This window comes from Streptomyces daghestanicus (genome assembly GCF_020521275.1).
Taxonomy (GTDB): Bacteria; Actinomycetota; Actinomycetes; order Streptomycetales; family Streptomycetaceae; genus Streptomyces; species Streptomyces griseoviridis.
In genome coordinates, this window is sequence record NZ_BNDX01000009.1 from 59,464 (window position 1) to 80,737 (window position 21,274).

The following is a 21,274-nucleotide window of genomic DNA, read 5'->3' on the forward strand; positions in this document are numbered from 1 at the left end:
TCCCGCGCCCGGCCGCCCCTCCCGGCCCCACGTCCCGCCAAGGAGCAGCCCGCCATGTGCCGACTCATCGGCGCCGTCTCACGACAGACCTTCCCGCTGCGCGACCTGTTCGCCGACGACCTCGAACCGTTCCTGGAGCTGGCCGAGGAACACGGCGACGGCTGGGGCACGGCCGTCCGCGTGCCCGACGGCACGGTCGAGGCGGTGAAAGCCCCCGAACGCGCCCACGACGGACCGCTGCTGAACACCGTCCTGAACCTGTCGGAGTCCGACGCGGCCCTGCTGCACCTGCGCATGGCCAGCCCCGGCCTGCCCGTCGACCGGACCAACACCCACCCGTTCGGTGACCGGGACATGGCCTTCGCCCACAACGGCGACTTCGTCCCCGTCGACGTCCTCGACACGGTCATCGGCCCCGACCTGCTGGCGTCGGCCCACGGCACCACCGACAGCGAGCGCTTCTACCTCGCGGTGCGCCGGCGCGTCGACGACGGTCTCGACCCGGTCAAAGCGCTGATGCAGGCCGCCGACGACATCCGCGCCGCCGCCGAACGCTCCGCCAGCCTCAACTGCCTTCTGCTGACCTCCGAGGCGCTGTACGCCTACACCGAGCACGACCCCCACTCCGTGGTCATCGACCGCCGGGGCACCGGCTACTTCGGCCTGCGCTACCGCACCACCGAGGACGGCCGGGCCGTCGTCGCCTCCACGGGCTGGCCCCAGCCCAGCCCCGAGTGGACCCACCTGCCGGAACGCCATGTGCTGCGCATGAGCCCCGGCACCCTCGACCTGACCGTCCACGGCCGATGACCGCCCTGCCCCGGCACCACCCCGCCCCGAGAAGGGACTCCGCCATGCCCGACTCGACCGATCCCGGTGACGGTACGACCGTCCCGGCACCGTCCGTCGTCGTCCTCGCCGACGACCCGCTCACCCGCGACGGCACCCACGCCTTCATGGCCGCACGCGGCCACGTCGAGGTACTGGCACGCGACCGGCTCCGGGACGCCGACGTCGCCGTGCTGATCACGCCCCGGATCACCGGGCAGACCCTGGCGGCGCTGCAGGACATCTCCCGGTCCACGGGCGGCCGGGCCAGGATCGTGCTGATCGCCGACAGGGCGAGCGCGGGCCAGCTGGCGATCGCCGCCCGGCACGGCGTGGTCACCTTCCTGCTCCGGCAGCACACCAGCTTCACCCAGATGGAGAAGGCCGCGCTCGCCGCCGCCCGGGGCGAGCCGGTCCCCGGCACCAGGGCCACCCCCGACACCTCCGACGCCCCCGCGGGGCTCGCGCCGCGCGAGATCGACGTACTGCGCCTGCTCGCGGAAGGCCGGGACGTGGCGGAGATAGCGGGTGAACTGAGCTACTCCGAGCGGCTGATCAAGAGCGTCATCCACAGCGCGGTCAAACGGCTGGGCAAGCGCAACCGCACCCAGGCCGTCGCCCACGCGATCCGCACGGGCATCCTGTGACCGCGCGGGACTCCGGAGCGGGAGCCGGGCCGCCCGCGCGGGAATCCGGAGCGGAAGCCGGGCCGCCCGCCCGGCCGCCCGTCACCGCGCTCGCTCGCCGGAAAGGGAAACGTGTCCGTCCGTCCGGGCACGGAACGCGGGCGTGCCCCGCTCCCGTCCGCGCCCCCTCCTACGATCACGCCCGGGCGCTCCGGCACCGCACACGGTCACCCACCCGTGCGCCCTCACCACCGAGAGAGGCGCTCACGTGGCACAGCAGCAACCGGGCACCGGCCGTGTCCCGGGGCCGGCCTCCCCGGAGGACGGCCCGGCCGGCGATCCGGTGTGGCGGCGGTCGCTGCCGTGGCAGCAGCGGCCGCTGGGCGACGCGGGCGAACGGGACACCGGTGCCGACAGCGACAGCGACACCGGCAGCGACACCGGCGCGACGCGGACACCGCCACCGGCCGGAATCGCCCTCCTCGCCACCGGCACCCCGGACGACGACCGCATCGAGCCGGACACCCGCTCGTCCCTCGGCGGCCGCCTCACCAAGCACCTGCTGGCCGGTGCCGTCGGGCTCAGCCTCCTGGTCCTGGTCCTCCCCGTCCTGCTGCTCGACGAGTCCCGCACGCCGCACCGCTCCGAGGCGGACGGCCCGGACCGGGACTTCACACTGGACCGCCCCTCCGCGCCCGCCGGCCCGGAGGCGGCACCCGGGCCCGGGAGGAGTCCCGGCGCCACCGCGACCCCGCGCGCCACGCCCACCGACGACTCCCGACCCACGCCCGCACCGGGCGGCGGGACCGTCCCCGTGCGCCTCGCGGCACCGCGGACCGCTCCCACCCCGGCCGCCACCCCGGAGAGCACGGCCGGCCCGACCACTCCCGCGCGGCGCGCGACGGCCGCCGTGGTACGCGGCACCAGCGTGCTGGACCCCGGCCAGGCATGGACCGGCGGCCAGACCGTCCTGGACTTCCAGAGTGACGGCAATCTCGTCCTGCGCACCGCGCGAGGAGACACACGCTGGGAGTCCGGCACCGCCGGGGAGGGGGCCAAGACGGTCTTCCAGGCGGACGGCAACCTCGTCGTCTACACCGCCGGCATGCGCACCGCCTGGTCCTCACGGACCGACGGGCACGACGGTGCCGTCCTCGTCCTGGAGGCCGACGGGCACGCCACCGTCCGTCACGCGGGCGCCGTCCTGTGGACCACCCGCACGGGCGGGTGAGAAGCCGCACCGTGACATCGGGCAGTGGTCGTGTCCGAGCAGGCACGTCCGCCGGTCCGTCCTGGCCCGCCGGCGGCCCGCCTTCCTAGATTCGCCTCACCTTGAGGCTTGTCGCCGGCTGGAGATGCACTTATGAACACCGTGGTCGTGAAACGTCCACCGCGTGTGTCAGGGCCCGAAGTCCCCGAGACCCGGATCGAGCTGGCCGAGCCGCCCATCCTCGGGGAACCCGCCTCCGCCGACCTCGGCTCCGTGATGGTCGTCCTGCCGATGGGCATCGGCTTCGGCGCGATGGCCCTCATGTTCACCGCCGGCGGTTCGACCTCCACGTACATGATGTCCGGGATGATGGGCATCGGCATGATCTCCATGAGCATGGGGCAGATCGGCCGCGCCGGACTGGAACGCAAACGCCGCATGCGCTCCGAGCGCCGTGACTACCTGCGCTACCTCGCCCAACTGCGCACCCAGGCCCGGCAGACCGCCGAGGCCCAGGTCGCCGCGTCGCTGTGGGACAACCCGCCGCCGGACCGGCTGTGGTCGGTGGTGGGCTCCACGCGGGTATGGGAACGGCGGGCCGCGCACGACGACTTCGCCAAGGTCCGGATCGGACTCGGCACCCGGCGCGCCGCCCTGGAACTCGTCGCCCCGGAGACCAAGCCCGTCGAGGACCTCGACCCGCTCGCCGCGATCTCGCTGCGCCGTTTCACCGCGGCCTTCCAGACCGTGCCCGACATGCCCATCCCGGTGGGCCTGCGCAGCTTCACCAGTGTGGAGCTGGCCGGAGACATCGAGGACGCCCTCGGCCTGGTGCGGGCCGTCCTCGGCCAGCTCGTCACCCTGCACTCGCCCGACGAGCTGCGTGTCGCCGTCCTCACCGACGAGACGGGCCGCGCGGAGTGGGAGTGGGTGAAATGGCTGCCGCACAACGCCCACCCCAAGGAGTACGACGAGGCCGGACCGCTGCGTCTCCTCGCCACCGAGCACGCCGAACTCACCGACCTGCTCGGCCCGGACGTCTTCGACCGGCCCGACCACGACCCGCACGCCACCCCCAGCGCCGCCGAACCCTTCGTGGTCGTCGTCGCCCACCGCACCGCGCTGCCCACGGGCTCCCGGCTGCTCGGCGCCGGTCTGCGCAACGTCGTCCTGCTGGACGTCACCGGCGCCATGCACGGCGGCACCGGTGTGCTCCGGCTGACCACCGAGGACGGCCGGGTCTCCTTCCCCGTCGCCGACGCCACGGCCGACGCCGCGGCGGACTTCCTCAGCCGGGGGCAGGCCGACGGCCTGGCCCGGCTGCTGGCACCGCTGCGCACCAGCGGCACCATCGACCTCACCGACAACCCCTTCGAGTCGGACTTCGAACTGACCACCCTGCTCGGCATCCGCGACCCGCGCGCCTTCGACGTGGCCGCCCAGTGGCGCCGTCGGCTGGACCAGAGCACCCGGCTGCGGGTGCCCATCGGTGTCACTGAGGACGGTGAGGTGGTCGAACTCGACCTCAAGGAGTCCGCGCAGACCGGCATGGGCCCGCACGGCCTGCTCATCGGCGCCACCGGCTCCGGCAAGAGCGAACTGCTGCGCACCCTCGTCATCGGCCTGGCCGCCACCCACTCCTCCGAGGTGCTCAACTTCGTCCTGGTCGACTTCAAGGGCGGCGCCACCTTCCTCAACATGGAGAAGCTGCCGCACACCTCCGCGGTCATCACCAACCTCGCCGACGAACTCCCCCTGGTCGACCGCATGCAGGACTCCATCGACGGCGAACTCATCCGCCGTCAGGAACTCCTGCGCGCCAGCGGCCACGCCTCCCTGTACGAGTACGAGAAGGCCCGGCTCGCCGGAGCCCCCCTCGCCCCGCTGCCCTCCCTCCTCGTCATCGTCGACGAGTTCTCCGAACTCCTCGCCAGCAAACCGGAGTTCACCGATCTCTTCGTCACCATCGGCCGGGTGGGACGCAGCCTCGGCGTCCACCTGCTGCTGGCCTCCCAGCGCCTGGACGAGGGCCGCATCCACCGCGTCGAGGGTCATCTGTCGTACCGCATCGCGCTGCGCACCTTCTCCTCCATGGAGTCCCGCAGCGTCATCGGTGTCGCCGGCGCCTACGAACTGCCCTCCGTGCCCGGCAACGGCTTCCTCCGGGTGGACACCACCAACCTGGTGCGCTTCAAGGCCGCCTACGTCTCCGGCCCCTGCCCCGAGAGTCCCTCGGGTGAGGACGCCGACCGTCCGGACCTCTCCACCGGCCATGAGATCGTGCCCTTCGGCCTGGACCAGCGCCCCGCCGCCGAGCAGCCGCCCGCGCAGCCGGAACAGGCCGAGGAACGCCCCGCGCCCCCGGCCTCGCCCGCGAGCCCGGCCGCCGAGAGCGACGAGACCCTGCTGGACGTCCTCATCGAACGGCTCACGGACGCCGGGCCGTCGGCCCGCCAGGTGTGGCTGCCGCCGCTCGCCGACCCGCCCAGCCTGGACCAGCTGCTGCCCGGCATCGTGCCGGACCCGGCACGGGGCATGACCGCCGCGGAGTCCGCCCTCCTCGGCACCCTGCGGGCACCGCTCGGCATGGTCGACAAACCCCATGAGCAGGCCCGCGAACTGCTGGTGGCCGACCTGTCCGGGGCCGGCGGACACGTCGGCGTGGTGGGCGCCCCGCAGACCGGCAAGTCGGCCCTGCTGCGCACCCTGATGATGTCGCTGGCCCTCACCCACACCCCCGAGGAGGTCCAGTTCTACTGCCTGGACCTCGGCGGCGGCGGCCTGGTGTCGATCGCCGGGCTGCCCCACGCCGGCTCGGTCGCCACCCGGCTGGAACGCGACAAGGTCCTGCGCACCGTCGAGGAGCTGTCCCAGCTCCTCGAACGGCGTGAGCAGGTCTTCACCGAGCGCGGTGTGGAGTCCATGGCCGGCTACCGGCAGCAGCGCCGCACCGGGGCCGTGGACGACCCGTACGGCGACGTCTTCCTGGTCGTCGACGGCTGGGGCACGCTGCGCCAGGACTACGACGAACTGGACGACCGCGTCACGGCCCTGGCCGCCCGGGGCCTCTCCTTCGGTATCCACCTCGTGGTCTCCGCCGTGCGCTGGTCGGAGATCCGGCCCCGGCTGCGCGACCTGCTCAGCACCAAGCTGGAACTGCGGCTCGGTGACTCCATGGAGTCCGACATCGGCGCCCGGCAGGCCGCGGGCGTGCCCCAGCAGCCCGGCCGCGGCCTGACCAGCTCCGGACACCACTTCCTGTCCGCGCTGCCCCGCCTGGACAGCTCCTCCGCCACCGACGACCTCACCGCCGCCACCAAGGTCGCCGCCGCCGAGATCGGCACCTTCTGGACCGGCCGCACCGCCCCCGGCGTACGGCTGCTGCCCAGCCGGCTGCCGGTCTCCCGGCTGCCCGCCGCCGAGGGCGACCTGCGGGTCGCCGTGGGCTGGGACGAGCAACGGCTGCAACCGGTGTGGCACGACTTCTCGGCCACCGCCCATCTGCTGGCCTTCGGGGACGGCGAGACCGGCAAGACCAACCTGCTGCGTCTGATGGCCCGTGCCATCACCGCGCGGTTCCGTCCCGAGGAGGCGCGCATCCTGCTCGGCGACCCGGACCGGAACCTGCTCGACGTCGTCCCCGAGGAGTACCGGGTCGGCTACGCCGTCGACAACCAGGGACTCAGGGAGCTCGCCGGCAACACCGTGGTGTCCATGAGCAAGCGCCTGCCCGGCAGCGACGTCACCCCCGAGCAGCTCGCCCGGCGCGACTGGTGGCAGGGACCGCGCCTGTTCATGCTCATCGACGACTACGACATGTTCGCCAGCACCTCGGTGGACAGCCCGATCGCTCCGCTCGTCCCCCTGCTCGCCCAGGGCGCCAACATCGGCATGCACCTGGTGGTGGCCCGCTCCACCTCCGGAGCGATGCGGGCCATGATGGACCCGGCCCTGCGCCGGCTCTGGGAGCTGGGCAACCCCGCCCTGGTCTTCTCCTACCCCAAGGAGGAGGGCAAGTTCATCGGCGAGGTCAAGCCCCGCACCCTGGTCCCGGGCCGCGCCCAGCTCGTCACCCGCCGGGGGATCCGCCTCATCCAGACCGGCCTGGTGGAACCCGAGTGACCCGCTCCCCGTCCCCCGGTGGGCGCACCGCGCCGACCGTCCCCCACAGGAACGCCATGACCTCCTCCAGCATCGTGTCCCACTCCGACTCGCCGGTGGTGTGCCGCCTCACTGTCGCGGGGCCGGAGCGCAGCGTCGACTTGGCGGTCCCCGGCGGCGTCACGGTCGGCGCCCTGCTGCCGGTGCTGGCCGACCGGCTCGGCGACCAGGACGACCCGGGCGGCGTGGGACACGTCCTGCAAAGACTGGGCGAGGAACCACTGGACCCCGACGCCACCGTCGAGGCCCTCGGCCTGCGCGACGGGGAGGTACTCCACCTGCGCCGGGCCGACGAGGCCCTCGCGCCCATGATCTTCGACGACCTGGCCGACGGCGTGGCCGCCGTCATCAACGCCCGCCCCGACCGCTGGCGCCCCGAGCTGACCAGGCGGCTCTTCACCGGTCTGAGCTGTCTGACCCTGCTGGCGCTGGCGGCGGTCGTCCTCACCTCACCGGCCGGACTGCACGTCGCCGCCGAGTGCGGTGCGGTCGCCGTGGCGCTGATCGCCGCGTCCCTCGTCGTCGGCCGCGCACCGGCGGCCGATCGCGGCTCCGCCCTGGTCACCGGAGTGGCCGGCTGGTGCTTCGCGGCCCTGGCCGGACTGACCGCCCGCCACGGGACGGCGGCCCTGCCCCTGCCGGACAGGCAGGAGCTGCTGACCGGCGGTGCCTGCGCGGTCGCGGCGGCCCTCGTGCTGCTCATCGCCGGCAAGGTGTCCGCGCGGGTCTTCGGCGCGCTCCTCGTCGTCGCCCTCGCCACCGAGAGCGGCGCCGGCCTCGCCCTCGGCTTCGACTGGGACGCCACCACCGCCACCACCGTCGTGGCGGTCACCCTGTTCGTGCTCAGTGCCGTCGCCCCCCGCCTGGTACTGCGCCTGGCCGGCCTGCGCGTCCCCCAACTGCCCCGCAACGCAGATGAGTTGCAGCAGGACACCGAACCCCGTACCCAACGGGAACTGGACCGGCGGGTCGCCGACGCCGACACCTACCTCTCCCTGTTCACCGTGGGCGCCTCCGCGGTGTACGCGACGGCCATGGTGCTGCTGACCCGGGACAGCGGCTGGTTCGAGTGGCTCCTCGCCCTCACCCTGGCCGCCGCGGTGACCCTGCGCTCGCGCGGCGTCACCGAGACCGGCCAACGGGTGGCGCTCGCCCTGGCCGGCACCCTCGGCCTGATCCTGGCCCTGGTGTGGCTGTTCGTCCCCGGAGGGCCCGTCGGCCATGTGAGCCTGACGGTCGTCCTGCTGGCCGCCGCGGCACTGCTCCTGCTCGGCGCCCTGCGCCTGCCGACGATCCGGCTGCTGCCCATCTGGGGGCACACCGCCGACATCCTGGAAATGGTCACCGCCATCGCCCTGGTGCCCCTGCTCCTCCAGCACCTGCACGTCTACTGGTACTTCCGTTCGCTGGCCGGCTGAGGGGACACCGTGCAGAGCCGTCGTGACCACGTCCACGCGTATCAGTTCGCCACCGGGCGGCTGGCCGCCGCCCTGGTGACCGGCGAACCGGCCACGGGCGAGCCACCGGCCCGGCGCAGCGTCGTCGGCGTCGTCATCGGGGCCGTCCTCGCCGTCCTCGCCTGCGCCGGATTCGCCGTGTACGGCCTCATCAGGCCCGGTGGCAACACCTCCTGGGCCAAGCCGAACGCCATCGTCGTCGAGAAGGAGACCGGCACCCGCTTCCTCCATCTCGACGGAGTGCTCCACCCGGTCGCCAACTACTCCTCCGCGCTGCTCGGTGCCGCCGGCTCCCCGGCCGGCACGAAGGTGTACACCGTCTCCCGCAATTCCCTGAAGGACACCCCGCGCGGCGTCGAGGTCGGCATCACCGGCGCACCGGACTCCGTGCCCCCGGCCGCGGCGCTGCTCACCGGGGAGTGGTCGCGCTGCCTGACGCCGGGACGCGGCACGGGGGAGACCGTGGACTTCGCCCCCGAGGAGGGCCGTGCGGCGGGCCGGCGCCGCATCCTGGTCACCGACGGCGACGGCACGCCCTACCTGCTCTGGGACGGCCGCCGCTACCGGATCGCCGGCCGCTCCGCGCTGGTCGCCCTCGAACTGGACGGACAGGACCCGCTCGTCGCCCCCGCGGCCTGGCTGGACGCCCTGCCCGCCGGACCGACCGTCGCCGCCGCCTCCGTACCCGGCCGTGACAAGCCCGGCGCCCGCATCGGCGGACGGCCCGCCGAGGTCGGGGAGGTCTTCACCACCGCCGCCGACGGGACCGGACCGGCCCAGTACTACGTGCTGCGCGACGACGGTCTCGCCCCGGTCAGCCAGACCGAGTACCAGCTCCTGGCCGCCGGCTCCGGACAGGGCGCCGGCCGGCAGGTGACCCGCGCCGACGTCGCCGCCGCCCCCGGCTCAGAGGACCGCACCCTGCTGCACCGGCTGCCCGACTTCCTCTCCGGCCCGGTCGCCCGCCCGGGTGAGGAGACGGTCTGTCTGCGGCAGCGCACCAAGGGCAGCGAGGTGCGTACCATGCTCGCCTGGGAGGAACCGCCGGCCGGGGACCCGGTGCCGGTGGGCACCGGGCTGCTGCTGACGCCCCTGCCGCTGCCGGCCGCGGGCGCGCCCGCCACCACCTATCTGGTCACCGAACTCGGTGTGAAGTACCCGCTGGCCGACAGGGACGCCCTCACGGCGCTGGGCTACAGCGCCGGCCAGGTCCGCCCCGTCCCGCCCGCCGTCCTCGGCCAGTTGCCCACCGGCCCCACCCTGTCCCGGCAGGGCGCCCTCGTCCCGGTACCCGTCGTACCCGGCCCTTCCCCCTCACCCTCCGCCTCGAAGGACGGCTGAGATGGCACTCGGACTCGGACCACGCCGGGCCGGGGAGAGACTGCACCTGGACGGCCGCCGGGTGGGCCACGTCCTGCTCGTCCACGCCCGGGGCCGCGTGGACCCGCAGGCCCTCGCCTTCGCCGGCGGACTGCCCGAGGACCCCGACCACCGGCTCGTCGTCCTCGACCTGCCCACCGAGCTGCCCGAGGCGTCGTGGCCCGCCCTCGCCCGGCTGCTGGGCCGACGCGACGGCGGCCTCCGGCTGGTCGCCGGCCGCCGGCCCAGGGGCGGGCTGCTGCCGCTGGGGCAGTGGCTCGCGGACCACCTCGACCGCACCGTGCTGGTCGGCGACGGCGACGTGGTCCCCGCGGCCGGAGGCGTCCTCTACATCCCCGGTGACGGCGGCTCCGGGTGGGTACGGCTGAAGCCGGGCCGGCCCGCCGTACCGGTCTCCCGCCGCTTCCCCGCGCCCATCTGGGAGTTCTCCGTCGCCGACCGCCCCTGGGACACCAGCGACCGGGCGGTCGCGGACCCGCTGCCGAGCGGTGTCTGGCTGCACCCGCGCGCGGGGGAGACCGTGCTCGGCGACCACCGCGGCAAGCTGGAGGCCCGCCTGGCCTGCCAGCGTGACCTGCTCACCGTCGTCCTCGGCTGCCCGGGCACCCCGGAGCTGCCGCTGGACGACATCTCCCGGTTCTGGGGCTCCGTCCTGCCCGGCGCCCGCTCCCAGGTGCGCTTCGTGCGGTACGGGCCGCTCGCCGTCCCCGGGAACGACGCGGACGGCCAGGTGCTCGCCGACCGGCTGGACTCCCCGGTGGTGGTCTACAACGGGCTGCCGGTCGGCCGCGCCCTGTGGGAACCCCCGCGCACGCACACCGTGGACGACGAGGGCATGCTGGGCTGGGCCACGTACGCGAAGGAACTGTGCTATCTGCCGGTCCGGATGACGGGTGGCCGGCCGACCGCGCCCACCGTGCTCAGCCACCGACCGGTCCTGGCGGACGTCCCGGAGATCGCCCCCGGCGTCTACCGGTACGCGCGGGACGCCGTCCTGGAGGTCGTGCCGAGCGGGCTGTGGATGCGGCCCGCGGAGGAGCCGGCCGAGGCCGCGGTGATCCGCTCGGCCGCCGCGGACCCCCGGCATCCGCGCATCGTCCACGGGACGGCCGCGCGGGCCGCCGGGCGGATGAGAGAACTCGCCGAGAACCTGCTCAGCCGTCTCGACCCGGTCACCCGCGGCCTCACCCGCCTGGTGCCCGCGTCCCATCTGGCCCGTGACGCCGGGGCCGAGAGGCCGGCCCGGACGGCCGTGCCCGAGGCGGAGCGGTCCGTGCCCGCGCCGCGAGCCGGGACACCGGCACCGGTCCGCCCGGGGTTCCTCGCCGCCCTCGCGACCGAGGTCACCGGCCCCGCCACGGCACCGGTCCCCCCGGCCGTCCCGGCACCGGCCGCACCCGTCCCGCCGGCCGCCGCGCAGGCGCGTGCCGCTCATGCCACGGCAACGGCCGGCACGGCGGGGGGAACGACCGAGCCGGGGCCGGCCGGGGTTGCCTCCGGGCACTCCGAGCCGGGGCCCGCCGGGGTTGCCTCCGGGGACTCCGAGCCGGGGCCGGCCGGGGTTGCCTCCGGGCACTCCGAGCCGGGGCCCGCCGGAGTTGCCTCCGGACACTCCGAGCCGGGGCCGGTCCGGGTTGCCTCCGGGGCCCCCGCCCCGCCGGCCCCGACTCCCTCCGCGGCCTCCGCGCCGGGCGAGGCCGGACAGCCGTCCCGGGCCCCCGCGGAACCCCCCGCCCAGGTGCGTCCTCCGCAACCGCCGTTGCCGCCGGCCGCCTTCGGTCCCGAACCCGCCGAACCTCCCACGGCCGCCCCGCCCCCCGCGCTGCCCGACGGCCCCGCCACACCCGGCGGCACCCCGCACCCCCCTCCGGCCCCCCGCCCGGACCGGAGCGAGCCCCTCGCTCGTCCCGCGCCGCCCGTGCCCGCGCTCCGCCTGGTGTCCGCGCCCGCCCCCGGCGGAGGCGCACCCGCACCCGCCCCACGCCCCGGCGCCGCCCACGCCCAGTCCGCGGCGACCGCGCCGCCCCCGGCGGAACCGGCGCCCGCGCGGGAGCCGACGCCCGCGCGGGAGCCGACGCCCCGGCCCGCCACGTCCGGTACCGGGCCCGCGGCCCTGGCGTGTCCTCAGCCGGTGCCGAGCCCGGCGGCCTGCGCACTGCCGCCCGCCAAGGGCCTCGCCCGTGAGCGCGCCTGGCTGCGCGGTGCCTTCCGGCAGCAGTACAACGACGCCGCCGGCACGGTCGCCCGTGTCCTGTCCCAGGCACCCGGCCTGCGCGGCACCGGGGAGACCTCCACCGAGGACGTCGTGACCGACCTGGTCGCGGCCCGGCTGTACCTCCGCGGTGACGGCGCCGGAGCCCCCCTGGACCAGGCGGTCCGCGGCGCCACCGTCGGCCCGCACGTGCCGCTCGCCCGCTGTGTCACCGCCGGACTGCGCCGACTGCCCTCCTACCGGGGCGCCACCCTGCTGCGGGCCCGCCTGGACGACGCCGGATGGGCCTGGTACGGCAGCCGCCGCCTGGTCACCGAGTGGGCGTTCTGCTGGGCGCTGACCTCCGTCACCGCCGCACTCCCGGGCGACGCCGACTTCCTGATCTGGTCGATGACCGCCCGGCGTACCGCCCTCCTGGACCCGGAACCGGCCGACCGGGTCCTGTTCCTGCCCGGCACCAGCTTCAAGGTCCTGGCGGCCCGCGACGGCGACCGCCGCACCGTGCTGCTGCGTGAACTGTCCGCCTCGGAGATCGGCCCCGACGGCAAGGTCGACGTACGGACCACCCCCCTGGACGAGATCGCCCTGTCCGGCCTCGACCAGGCCCACCGGATCTGGCAGGACGCCGAGGCACAGTCCGCGCCGGAACTGCCCGAGGCCGTGACGGACCGGTTCGGCGCCCCGCCGGGCCTGCTCACCACCCCCGGCGCCTGATCCCCCCTGTCCATCCCGGCCCCCTCCGCGAATCGAGGACGACATCATGAGCCGGCAGGTCTTGCTGGTCTCCCAGGACGGCTCCGCGCCCCACCGGACCATCGGCGCGGCCCTCGCGGCCGCCACCGACGGCGCGCTCATCACCATCTCCCCGGGCACCTACCAGGAGTCACTGGTCGTCAGCCGGGTCGTCACCCTGGCCGCCGGTGCCGCCGGTGTGGTGATCGACGGCGCCGGGGAGAGCGCCGTCGTGATCGACGCCGAGGCGGCCCGGCTCTCCGGTCTCACCCTGACCGGCGGGGGCGAGCAGACCCCGGTCGTGGAGGTCCGCCGCGGTGAGGCCGCGCTGGAGGAGTGCGCGGTCTCCGGCGACGCCTGGGCCGCCGTACTCGCCTGGCACCAGGGCATCCTCATCGCCCGTTCCTGCCGGGTGTCCGGTCCGGGCGGCGCCGGCATCGTGGTGACGTCCGGCGGACCCAACGTGGTCGAGGGCACCACCGTGGAGCGGACCCGCTCCTCCGCGATCGTCGTCACCGAACGCGGGCGCCTCACGGTCCGCGCCTCCCGCCTGGACGACGCCGGAGGCAACGGCGTCTGCGTCAACGGACAGGCGTACGGCACGGTCGAGGACACCGCGATCACCGGCAGCGGCCAGCCGGCCGTGGTCGCCGAGCAGCACGGCCGCCTCGACCTGCTCCGGGTCACCGTCTCCGGCAGCGCCGGTCTCGACGCCTACCTGACCAGCGCCGCCGACACCACCCTCACCGACTGCTCCTTCACCGGCTCGGGCGGCGAGTCCGTGCTCGTCGCCGGCGGCGCCCGGCCCGCGCTGCGGGGCTGCGCCCTGTCCGGCGCGGCCCGCGACGGCCTGCGGATCACCGAGGCGTCCGCACCGCTCCTGGAGAACTGCACGGTCACCGCCACCCCCGTCGGCGTCCTGGTCGACGGCGGCAGCCGCCCCGTGCTGCGCGGCCTGACCGTACGCGACACCGACCGCGGCCTGCTGGCCGGCGACGGCTCCACCGTCGAGGCCGAGCGGCTGACCGTCACCGCGGGCACCGCCGGTGTCCTCGCCACCGGCGGCACGGAACTCGTCGTCCGGGAGTCGGAGGTGACGACCGACCGGCAGGGAGCGGCCGTCGAACTCACCGAGGGCGCCACGGGCCGCCTGCACGAACTCCGGCTGCGCGCCACCGGCGGCCCCGCCCTCGCGCTGACCGGCGCCACCGCTCTCGCCGAGTCCTGCGTCCTCACCGACTCCGGGGTCCTCGTCGGCGCCGACGCCCGGCTCGACCTGAAGGACACCGAGGCCGGCGGCTCCGACGCCGACGGCCTGCGGGTGGCCGGCGGCGGCCGGCTCACCGCGGTCGGCTGCCGGGTGCACGGCGCCCGCGGCCACGGTGTGCACCTCCAGGCCACCTCCCGAGCGGAACTCGACCACTGCGTGGTGTTCGACAACGCGGGCGACGGCATCCGCGTCAACACCGAGGAACCGGTCCGCGTCCAGAGCTGCGAGATCCGCGACAACGGCGGCCAGGCCCTGCACCGGATGCGGTCCGAGGCACGGCTCACGGTCATCGACGTCACCGGCGCGGACCCCTCCGACGACCCCGGTCCCGGTGCCGCCCGCGACCGGGCGCCCGGTCCCGGACACCCCGCGCCGGCCCCCGCCGCGCCGGACGCGTCCGCGCCGCCGGGACCACCCGCCGCCCGGCACACCGGCACCGGACCGCTCGCCGAGATGGACGCGCTGGTCGGACTGGAGAGCGTCAAACAGGAGGTCACCGGCCTCATCAACCTCAACAAGATGACCCGGCTGCGCGAGGAGATGGGCCTGCCCATGCCCCCGATGAGCCGCCACCTGGTGTTCGCCGGCCCGCCGGGCACCGGCAAGACCACCGTGGCCCGGCTCTACGGCGCCGTCCTCGCCGAACTCGGCATCCTCAGCCAGGGACACATCGTCGAGGTGTCCCGCGCCGACCTGGTCGCGCAGATCATCGGCGGCACCGCCATCAAGACCACCGAGGTGTTCAACCGGGCACTCGGCGGTGTGCTCTTCATCGACGAGGCGTACACCCTGACCAACCAGTCCAAGGGCACCGGTCCGGACTTCGGTCAGGAAGCCGTCGAGACGCTGATGAAGCTGATGGAGGACCACCGCGACGAGATCGTGGTCATCGTCGCCGGGTACAGCGCGCAGATGGACCAGTTCCTCGCCTCCAACCCGGGCATGGCCTCCCGGTTCTCCCGGACGGTGGAGTTCCCCAACTACACGGTGGACGAGCTGGTCACGATCGTGCGCGGCCTGTGCGGCAAGCACTACTACGAGCTGACCGACGACGCCCTGGAGGCGGTGGGCCGCTACTTCGAGCACATCCCCAAGGGCCCCACCTTCGGCAACGGCCGTGTCGCCCGCCAGCTCTTCGAGACGATGATCAGCAAGCAGGCCTCGCGCCTGGCGACGTCCGCACCGGAGCACAACTCCGAGCTGAGCCGCCTGACCGCGGCGGACGTGGAGACGGTCCCGGACACCGGGGCGGGGGAGACCGCCGGGGCGGCCACCCCGGACGGAACCGCGCCGGGCACCGGCCCGGCGAGCCGCGCGCTGCGGCGCATCGCCGCCCTGATCGGCCTGGACGACGTACGACAGGCACTGGAACTGTGCCTCACCGCGCTGGCGGACGCCCACCGCACCGGCACGTGGCCGGCCGGATCGGCCAATCTGGTGCTCGCGGGAACCGAGGGCAGCGGCCGGGACGCCGTCGCGGTGCTGTACGCGAAGGCCCTGGCCGAGCTGGGCGTCCTGCCCACCGGGACGGTCCACCGTGTGGCGCTGTCAGCAGTGCCGGCCCGCTGGTCCGGACAGGCGGAGGCCTACACCGCGTATCTCTTCGGCGAGGCGGCGGGCGGCCTGCTGCTGACCGAGGCCGACCCGTACTTCCTGCAACGTCCCGACGAGGAGCGCACCGCCGTCATCACCGCGCTCACCGAGGAGACTCCCCGGCACCCGGATGTCGCCCTCGTCCTCTCCACCGATCCCCAGCTTCTCTCCGGTCTGCTGGCCGACCCCGCCGGGGTCCGGCTGGCCGAACTCTTCGCGCAGCGGCTGGACTTCGCGTCCTATACCCCCGAGGAGCTGGCCCGGCTCACCGTCCGGCGGCTCGCCGCCTCGGGCTACGAACCGGCGGAGGGCACGGTGGCGGCCCTCACGGAACACTTCGCCGCGGTCCCGCCCGGCAGGGGGGCGTTCGACGCCCACTGGACCGCGGACCGGCTCGCCGACGCGGCCCTCACCCGCACCATCGCCGTCGAGGACCTGCCGGCGACCCTGAGCGAAGCGGACGCGGACCGGGCCGATGTCGCGGCGGTGGCGTGACCCGTGGGCGTGACCGACGCCGGGCGGGCAAGGGCCGTGTCACAGAGGGCAGTACGGGCCCGTCCCACTGTCGGCCGTGGCGTGGGACGGGAAGGATGACGAGCACGGAGCGAAGCCTTCATCGCCCCGACATCCAGTGAAGGAGAATGGTATGGCTTCAGGAGTCGAGTCAGTAACCCTTGAGGGGATGGCGACATCCGGCAACGTCCACCTCCAGACCGCCGAGCACGTCCGGACGTCCTACAAGACGATGGAGTCCCTGGCGGAGCAGGCCAAGGCCGGCTGGACCGGAGACGCGGGTGCCGCCTTCGGCAAGGCGCTCGACGCCTGGATGGCGAACTACAGGGTCGTCGCCAACGTTCTCGACCAGATGCACGAGCGCATGGGCACGCACACCAAGGTGCTGACCGCCACGCACGATGCGACGACCCAGGCGACGATGCAGAGCGGCGCGATCGTGGCCGAGCCGGTCGGGCTCACGGGATTCTGAGGAGAAGATCATGCCTACGTACACGGTCAACTGGGCCGCCTTCAACGAGGTTCTGGACCAGCTCTCGGTGCTCCAGAAAGAGATCAACACGCTGAACGCGCAGTACAGCTCGGGCAACAGCTCAGCGCTGCAGGAGTGGACCAGTGAGGCGCGGGACGCCTTCCACGCCAGCGAGCTCCAGTGGACCACCGCCGCGTCGTCGATGGAGCAGCAGGCGGCCCTGGTACAGCAGACGGCGGACAAGTGCCGTGACGAGTACCAGCACGCTGTCCAGTACGGTACTCAGCTCTGGAGCAAGTAGCCATGGCCGAGGCTCCGCTGACCGTGGACCCCTCAGGTTCCAGCACCGGGGACCCCTCCGCGACACCGCAGGCGTGGGACCCGACGAGCGTGCACCGTCCAGCGGTCGTGTCCGACCCGGTCACCGGGGGAGTTCCGGACCCGCCACCGGTGCCCAAGGGCGGGGGCGGCGGCTCGGGCAAGGAGGTCGTGGACACGGCTTCGCTCGACCTGTTCGCCCAGAACATCGAGAAGCTGGTGCCCACGGTGGTGGCGGCCCGTGACCGCATGCGGGCGGGCACGGCCACGGTCGTACAGCCGGGAGCGTTCTACGACGCCTATCAGCTGCGGTCCCAGACCTCGGGACCCAACGGCGGCAACGGTCTCCAGGAGCGGTACTACAAGACGCTCGCGGATCTCGCCGAAGGGCTCGCGGACATCAGCCGCGGTGCTCAGTTGATGAGCAAGAAGTACACCTCCACGGAGGAGCTCAACAAGATGAAGTCGAGCGACCTCCAGGAACTGCTCAGCGACGCGACGGCCGACTTCCAGAAACTGGCGGACGACAGCGGAGCGTCCGTGTCGACCACGGGTGGGACCACTAGCTCGACCCACAACACCACCAGTGGCTCGACCAATGGCTCCACCAACGGCTCGACCAACGGTTCCACCAACGGTTCCACCAACGGTGGCAGCAACGAATAGTTCGACAAAGGCTCTTCGCCGCGCGTCGCACTGCCGCCGGCGGTACCGGACGACCCGGTGCCGCCGGTAGCCGTGCGAGCCTCCCGGGGACTCAGGAGAACGCAGGACCATGCCCGACTACAACCAGGGTGGATTCCGGCAGGACGACAGCGGAATCTACGGCGACCCGACCGTCCAGGGTTCCACCGCGGACTACGACAGTTGGGACTGGAAGCAGATCATGGCCGCCATCACCGGCGGCTCCAATCTGACTCCGGGAGCCGGTGGTGAGAACCGGGCGTCCGGCGTGGCCGCTCCGCAGACCCTGATGACCGCGGCCAACGACTTCCAGTACGTGCAGCAGGTCCTCACGATGGTCGCCCAGAGCCTGGACGCCCAGGCCAAAGCACTGGCCGGAGGAAATGGGGCGCCCTGGCAGGGGGCCGCGGCCGACGCGTTCGCGGACACCATGGCGACCTTCTCCAAACAGGTCGCTTCCACCGCCGAGGCACTCGCGGGTGGTACCACGGGCAGTTCGGTCGCCCAGAACCTCGTCTGGAGCGCCAACGCGCTGACCGTCGCACAGTCGAACATCCATGCCATCGACACCTGGTACGCCGGGCAGGCGATGAAGGTCGGGGTCAAGCCCATGGCCAACGGGCTCATCCCGGTCAGTCAGCGGCCCGACATCGTCGAGATGATGACGAACGACATGCGGGCCGAACTCAAGAAGCTCGCCTCCAACTACGCCCAGGTCAGCCAGTCGCTCGGCCAGGTCCAGCCCAAGCCCGTCGTCTCGCCCGTCCGGGACCCCGGCAGCGCCAACGGCAACGGCGGCACGGGTGGCGGCAGCGGCGGCACCGGCGGGCCGGATCTGAACACCAACACCGGCACCGGCGGCGGTGGCGGAACGGGCGGCGGTATCACCCCTCCGGATGTGTCGACATTGGACACCGGGGGCGGTGCCGGCGGCACCGGTGGGACGGCCTCGCCCTTCGGCGGCGGGACGGCGTCACCCGAGCTGGGTACCGTCGGCGGTACCGGCGGTGGCAGTGGCCTGAACACGCCGGAGCTGTCGGTCCCCGAGACCGGCGGTGGCACGGCGTCGCCGTACACCGGCGGCGTGGCCTCGCCCGAGCTGGGCACCGGTGGCGGCACCGGTACGGGCGGAGTGGCGGCCCCGTACACCGGCGGCGTGGCCTCGCCCGAGCCGGGTACCACCGGCGGCGGCAGTGGCCTGAACACGCCGGAGCTGACGGTCCCCGAGACCGGCGGTGGCACGGCGTCGCCGTACACCGGCGGCGTCGCCTCGCCCGAGCTGAGCACCACCGGCGGGACCGGCACCGTCCCCGCGTACACCGGCACCCTCGACCCCACGCTCGACGACGTGCTCAATCCCTCGGCCGGTACGACGGGCACGCCCACACCCACCGCCCTTCCCGTGGGTGCGCTCGGCAGTGTCCCGCCCACCTCCGGCGGCGGTACGGGAGGCGCCGGCACGACCGGCTCCGGACAGGGCCTCAGCGAACTGCCGGACACCTGGACCGGCGGGTCCTCGGTGCCCGATCTGCCCGGCAGCACGGCGACCGGCCTCCCCGACACGGCGACGACGGGACTCCCCGACACGGCGACGACGGGACTCCCCGACACCAGTACGGGCATCACCCCCAGCGCGCTCCCCGCCTCCAGCCTCGTCTCCACCCCAGGTGTGGGCGAAGGCGCCACCGGTTCCGGCATGCCGATGATGCCGATGATGCCGGGTTCGGGTGCGGCGGGTGCGGGTGCGGGTGCGGGTGGGGCTGGTGCGGGTGTGGAGCGTCCTGATGCTGCCGGGTTGTTGGGTGGTGAGGGGGTTGTTCCGTGGACGGGTTCGGGTGCGGCTTCGTTGGATGACGTGCCGGTGGCCGGTGCGGCGAGTGGTGGTGCGGGTCTGACGGGTGCGGGTGCGGAGGTGGGTGCGGTGCCGGGGTCGGCGTTGTCGTCGGCGGGGATGCCGATGATGCCGATGGCGCCGGGTTCGGGTGCGGCGGGTGCGGGTGGGGCTGGTGCGGGTGTGGAGCGTCCTGATGCTGCGGGGTTGTTGGGTGGTGAGGGGGTTGTTCCGTGGACGGGTTCGGGTGCGGCTTCGTTGGATGACGTGCCGGTGGCCGGTGCGGCGAGTGGTGGTGCGGGTCTGACGGGTGCGGGTGCGGGTGCGGAGGTGGGTGCGGTGCCGGGGTCGGCGTTGTCGTCGGCGGGGATGCCGATGATGCCGATGGCGCCGGGTTCGGGTGCGGCGGGTGCGGGTGCGGAGCGTCCGGACGCGGCGGGCCTGTTGGGCGGTGAGGGTGTCGTTCCGTGGACGGGTGAGGGTGTCGGTGGTGTGTCGGAGGGGGCGCCTACGGCTGGCGCGTCCGCCGGTGGTGCGGGCCTGTCGGGTCTCGGCGCCGGCGTCGGTGCCGTTCCGGAGGGCACTGCGGCGACCGTGGCCGGTGCGGGGATGCCGATGATGCCGATGATGCCGGGTTCGGGTGCGGCGGGTGCGGGTGGGGCCGGTGCGGGTGCGGAGCGTCCTGATGCTGCCGGGTTGTTGGGTGGTGAGGGGGCTGTTCCGTGGACGGGTGAGGGTGTCGGTGGTGTGTCGGAGGGGGCGCCTACGGCTGGTGCGTCCGCCGGTGGTGCGGGCCTGTCGGGCCCCGGCGCCGACACCGGCACCGTCCCGGACGGCACCACGGCGACCGCCGCCGGCGCGGGGATGCCGATGATGCCCATGATGCCCGGCATGGGACCGGCGGCCGGCGGCGCCGGAACCACACGGGGTGAGAGCGGCGAACGACCGGACAGTGCCGGTCTGCTGGACGCCGGCACCTCCTCGTGGGTCCCCGACCCGTCCGAGGTGGCCACCGGCGCACTCGCGGCCGGTGCCGCGGCCGGGGGCGCTGTCCTGCACGGGTCCTCCGGCGCGGCTGCCACTCCCGCCGCACCGCCCGTCGACCCGGAGAACGGCCGGTCCGACGAGACGGCACCGACGACTGACGTGACCGGCGCGGAACAGCAGGCATCCGTACCCGGCGCACCCGGCGCACCCGGCACCGCCGCGGGCGTGCCCGGTACCGCCCTCTGGGCGGCCCCACCGGCCGTCGCACCCCCGGCGTCCGGGACCGGCCGCGGCCGGCAGGGCGAGACCGCCCGACCGGCGACGGCCGAGTCCGGGAGCACCCCTCACCCCGAGCCGGCCTGGGCGGACGCCGCCCCGGGCGCCACCAGCGCCAGTGCTCCCGACGGGGCGGCGCCCGTGGCGGCCGTCGCCCCCGCGGCCCCGCCCGACGACCGGGTGCCGGTCATCGCGTCGGACGACGACGGCGACGACGTCTCCGCCTGGGGAGTGGCCGCCGCGGGCGCCACCCCGCTGCTGTTCGGCCTGGCCGGCCGGGCTGCCGCGGCCGGAGCCGGCGGGGACCGCGAGACCTCCCGCTACACCGTCGCCGCCCCCGCCCTGTGGGACGCCGAGGAAGGGGACGCCGCACGGCGGGCCGAACACGCCGTCGCCCCGCCCACGGCCGCCGTCGACGACCGACCCGAGCTCACCACCTGGCGTCCCGCGCAACGGCCCACCCCGTCCGCGCCCGCCCTCGCCCACGCCGCCGCCGGACCGGCGCGCTCCGGCGACGGAGGCGATCCACCGCCGGAGGACCCGGCCCCGGCGGGCAAGGACCGTACGGAGGGAGACGACGACGAGGAGGAGACGGAGGAGAGCAGCGCCGTCGACCTGTTGCGCCAGGACGCCTCCACCTGGGGCGGCCCCCGCAGCCCCGCCATCCCGGACTCCATCGGCTAGCCGGGGAGGTCCGGCACCAGACGTCCGCCCGGTTCGCTGT

The 21,274-nt window shown here is 74.3% G+C and carries 12 protein-coding genes; all 12 read left to right on the forward strand.

The genetic code is table 11. From position 1 onward, the window contains the following. The first annotated feature begins 54 nt into the window (after positions 1 to 54). The 12 genes from Sdagh_RS18425 to Sdagh_RS18480 all read left to right on the forward strand — a co-directional run bounded on the left by Sdagh_RS18425 (position 55) and on the right by Sdagh_RS18480 (position 21,234). A complete protein-coding gene (locus Sdagh_RS18425; RefSeq protein ID WP_189422232.1) occupies positions 55 to 810 on the forward strand; it encodes a class II glutamine amidotransferase in 756 nt (251 codons plus the stop codon). Between the two features lie 44 nt (positions 811 to 854). After that, positions 855 to 1,475 (forward strand): helix-turn-helix transcriptional regulator, encoded by a 621-nt coding sequence (locus tag Sdagh_RS18430; RefSeq protein ID WP_189422231.1) that lies wholly within the window; start codon positions 855 to 857, stop codon positions 1,473 to 1,475. 247 nt (positions 1,476 to 1,722) lie between these two features. Continuing rightward, positions 1,723 to 2,685 carry a hypothetical protein gene (locus Sdagh_RS18435; protein ID WP_190078233.1) on the forward strand — a complete coding sequence of 321 codons (963 nt, stop codon included), beginning with the start codon at positions 1,723 to 1,725 and terminating at the stop codon, positions 2,683 to 2,685. 165 nt (positions 2,686 to 2,850) lie between these two features. Beyond that, on the forward strand, positions 2,851 to 6,786 hold the full coding sequence (gene eccCa / locus Sdagh_RS18440; protein ID WP_308288751.1) for a type VII secretion protein EccCa: 3,936 nt from the start codon (positions 2,851 to 2,853) through the stop codon (positions 6,784 to 6,786). 56 nt (positions 6,787 to 6,842) lie between these two features. After that, on the forward strand, positions 6,843 to 8,243 hold the full coding sequence (eccD, locus tag Sdagh_RS18445) for a type VII secretion integral membrane protein EccD (protein WP_190078231.1): 1,401 nt from the start codon (positions 6,843 to 6,845) through the stop codon (positions 8,241 to 8,243). A gap of 9 nt (positions 8,244 to 8,252) precedes the next feature. Beyond that, on the forward strand, positions 8,253 to 9,623 hold the full coding sequence (gene eccB, locus Sdagh_RS18450; protein WP_190078230.1) for a type VII secretion protein EccB: 1,371 nt from the start codon (positions 8,253 to 8,255) through the stop codon (positions 9,621 to 9,623). Position 9,624: 1 nt separating this feature from the next. Continuing rightward, the gene (locus Sdagh_RS18455) at positions 9,625 to 12,588 is read left to right on the forward strand and encodes a collagen-like domain-containing protein (protein ID WP_190078229.1); all 2,964 of its coding nucleotides are present in this window, start codon (positions 9,625 to 9,627) and stop codon (positions 12,586 to 12,588) included. Positions 12,589 to 12,634: 46 nt separating this feature from the next. Then, the gene (locus tag Sdagh_RS18460) at positions 12,635 to 15,964 is read left to right on the forward strand and encodes a right-handed parallel beta-helix repeat-containing protein (protein ID WP_190078228.1); all 3,330 of its coding nucleotides are present in this window, start codon (positions 12,635 to 12,637) and stop codon (positions 15,962 to 15,964) included. 151 nt (positions 15,965 to 16,115) lie between these two features. Beyond that, on the forward strand, positions 16,116 to 16,454 hold the full coding sequence (locus tag Sdagh_RS18465; RefSeq protein ID WP_264201193.1) for a WXG100 family type VII secretion target: 339 nt from the start codon (positions 16,116 to 16,118) through the stop codon (positions 16,452 to 16,454). Between the two features lie 10 nt (positions 16,455 to 16,464). Continuing rightward, positions 16,465 to 16,755, forward strand: a complete 291-nt coding sequence (locus Sdagh_RS18470) for a hypothetical protein (RefSeq protein ID WP_189422223.1) — start codon at positions 16,465 to 16,467, stop codon at positions 16,753 to 16,755. 2 nt (positions 16,756 to 16,757) lie between these two features. Then, entirely contained in the window at positions 16,758 to 17,438 is a 681-nt protein-coding gene (locus tag Sdagh_RS18475; RefSeq protein ID WP_189422222.1) for a hypothetical protein, read from the forward strand. 109 nt (positions 17,439 to 17,547) lie between these two features. Then, positions 17,548 to 21,234, forward strand: a complete 3,687-nt coding sequence (locus tag Sdagh_RS18480; protein ID WP_226535406.1) for a WXG100 family type VII secretion target — start codon at positions 17,548 to 17,550, stop codon at positions 21,232 to 21,234. The last annotated feature ends 40 nt before the right edge of the window (positions 21,235 to 21,274 follow it).